The following is a 3,014-nucleotide window of genomic DNA, read 5'->3' as shown; positions in this document are numbered from 1 at the left end:
TCTGTCAAACTGTCGCATAAAACGCGTTTGGCGTTGTATGGTTAAGCCTCACGGGTAATTAGTACAAGTTAGCTTAATGGCTCACACCACTTCCACATCTTGCCTATCAACGTTGTAGTCTTCAACGGCCCTTCAGAGACTTTAAAAGTCTAGTGAGAACTCATCTCGAGGCCTGCTTCGCGCTTAGATGCTTTCAGCGCTTATCAGTTCCGAACGTAGCTACCGGGCAATGCCATTGGCATGACAACCCGAACACCAGCGGTTCGTTCACTCCGGTCCTCTCGTACTAGGAGCAACCCCTCTCAATTCTCAAACGCCCACGGCAGATAGGGACCGAACTGTCTCACGACGTTCTAAACCCAGCTCGCGTACCACTTTAAATGGCGAACAGCCATACCCTTGGGACCGACTTCAGCCCCAGGATGTGATGAGCCGACATCGAGGTGCCAAACACCGCCGTCGATATGAACTCTTGGGCGGTATCAGCCTGTTATCCCCGGAGTACCTTTTATCCGTTGAGCGATGGCCCTTCCATTCAGAACCACCGGATCACTATGACCTACTTTCGTACCTGCTCGACGTGTCTGTCTCGCAGTTAAGCTGGCTTCTACCATTACACTAACCGTACGATGTCCGACCGTACTTAGCCAACCTTCGTGCTCCTCCGTTACTCTTTAGGAGGAGACCGCCCCAGTCAAACTACCCACCAGGCACTGTCCGTAACCCCGATTCAGGGGCCAACGTTAGAACATCAAAACTACAAGGGTGGTATTTCAAGGACGACTCCACAACAACTAGCGTCGCTGCTTCAAAGTCTCCCACCTATCCTACACATGTAGGTTCAATGTTCAGTGCCAAGCTGTAGTAAAGGTTCACGGGGTCTTTCCGTCTAGCCGCGGGTACACAGCATCTTCACTGCGATTTCAATTTCACTGAGTCTCGGGTGGAGACAGCGTGGCCATGGTTACACCATTCGTGCAGGTCGGAACTTACCCGACAAGGAATTTCGCTACCTTAGGACCGTTATAGTTACGGCCGCCGTTTACCGGGGCTTCGATCAAGAGCTTCTCCCTAAGGATAACCCCATCAATTAACCTTCCGGCACCGGGCAGGTGTCACACCGTATACGTCATCTTGCGATTTTGCACAGTGCTGTGTTTTTAATAAACAGTCCCAGCCACCTGGTCACTGCGGCTCCCGTCCGCTTAGAGAGCAAGTCTCATCACAGATAGGAGCGTACCTTCTCCCGAAGTTACGGTACGATTTTGCCTAGTTCCTTCACCCGAGTTCTCTCAAGCGCCTTAGTATTCTCTACCTGACCACCTGTGTCGGTTTGGGGTACGATTCCATATAATCTGAAGCTTAGAGGCTTTTCCTGGAAGTATGGCATCAACAACTTCATCACCGTAGTGACTCGTCTCGTGTCTCAGTCTTAATAGCAACCCGGATTTACCTAAGTCACCAACCTACTCACTTTCACATGGACTACCAACGCCATGCTTGTTTAGCCTGCTCCGTCCCCCCATCGCAATTATATCGAGTACAGAAATATTAATCTGTTTCCCATCGACTACGCCTTTCGGCCTCGCCTTAGGGGTCGACTTACCCTACCCTGATTAACATGGGATAGGAACCCTTGGTCTTCCGGCGTGGGAGTTTTTCACTCCCATTATCGTTACTCATGTCAGCATTCGCACTTCTGATACGTCCAGCATACCTCCCGGTACACCTTCAACCGCTTACAGAACGCTCCCCTACCACTCAGAATAAATTCTGAATCCGCAGCTTCGGTGCATAGTTTAGCCCCGTTACATCTTCCGCGCAGACCGACTCGACCAGTGAGCTATTACGCTTTCTTTAAAGGATGGCTGCTTCTAAGCCAACCTCCTGGCTGTCTGGGCCTTTCCACATCGTTTCCCACTTAACTATGACTTTGGGACCTTAGCTGGCGGTCTGGGTTGTTTCCCTCTTCACGACGGACGTTAGCACCCGCCGTGTGTCTCCCGGATATTACTTTACGGTATTCGGAGTTTGCAAAGGGTTGGTAAGTCGGGATGACCCCCTAGCCTTAACAGTGCTCTACCCCCGTAAGTATTCGTCCGAGGCTCTACCTAAATAGATTTCGGGGAGAACCAGCTATCTCCCGGTTTGATTAGCCTTTCACTCCTAGCCACAGGTCATCCCCTAACTTTTCAACGTTAGTGGGTTCGGTCCTCCAGTTGATGTTACTCAACCTTCAACCTGCCCATGGCTAGATCACCGGGTTTCGGGTCTATACCTTGCAACTAGTCGCCCAGTTAAGACTCGGTTTCCCTACGGCTACCCTATTCGGTTAACCTCGCTACAAAATATAAGTCGCTGACCCATTATACAAAAGGTACGCAGTCACCCAACAAGTGGGCTCCTACTGCTTGTACGTACACGGTTTCAGGTTCTATTTCACTCCCCTCACAGGGGTTCTTTTCGCCTTTCCCTCACGGTACTGGTTCACTATCGGTCAGTTGGGAGTATTTAGCCTTAGATGATGGTCCACCTATATTCAGTCAAAGTTTCACGTGCTCCGACCTACTCGATTTCACTTAAAATGTCTTTTCATGTACGGGACTATCACCCTGTATCGTGGCACTTTCCAGAGCCTTCCATTAACACATAATAAGCTTAAGGGCTGTTCCGATTTCGCTCGCCGCTACTTTCGGAATCTCGGTTGATTTCTTTTCCTACGGGTACTTAGATGTTTCAGTTCTCCGCGTTCGCCTCGTTAACCTATGTATTCAGTTAACGATACCTGCAAGCAGGTGGGTTTCCCCATTCGGAAATCCTAGTCTCAAGCGCTTTTTACTAGCTTGACTAGGCTTATCGCAAGTTAATACGTCCTTCATCGCCTCCAACTGCCAAGGCATCCACCGTGTACGCTTAGTCACTTAACCATACAACCCAAACGGGTCTTTGTTTTGTGACAGTTTAACTTCGCCAGAAGTTAATATTGAATACTAAAGTAGATACCAATCAATCAA

General features: G+C 49.5%; 1 rRNA gene. It reads right to left on the bottom strand.

The window, feature by feature from the left end:
- Positions 1-37: 37 nt before the first annotated feature.
- Positions 38-2,927, bottom strand: a 23S ribosomal RNA gene (locus tag H5115_RS19865).
- Between the last annotated feature and the right edge of the window lie 87 nt (positions 2,928-3,014).

Origin of the sequence: Pseudoalteromonas sp. SR44-2 (assembly GCF_014163745.1) — a bacterium.
Lineage (GTDB): Bacteria > Pseudomonadota > Gammaproteobacteria > Enterobacterales > Alteromonadaceae > Pseudoalteromonas > Pseudoalteromonas distincta.
Note: the sequence above shows the minus strand (reverse complement) of the source record. Positions and strands in the feature narration are given on the sequence as shown.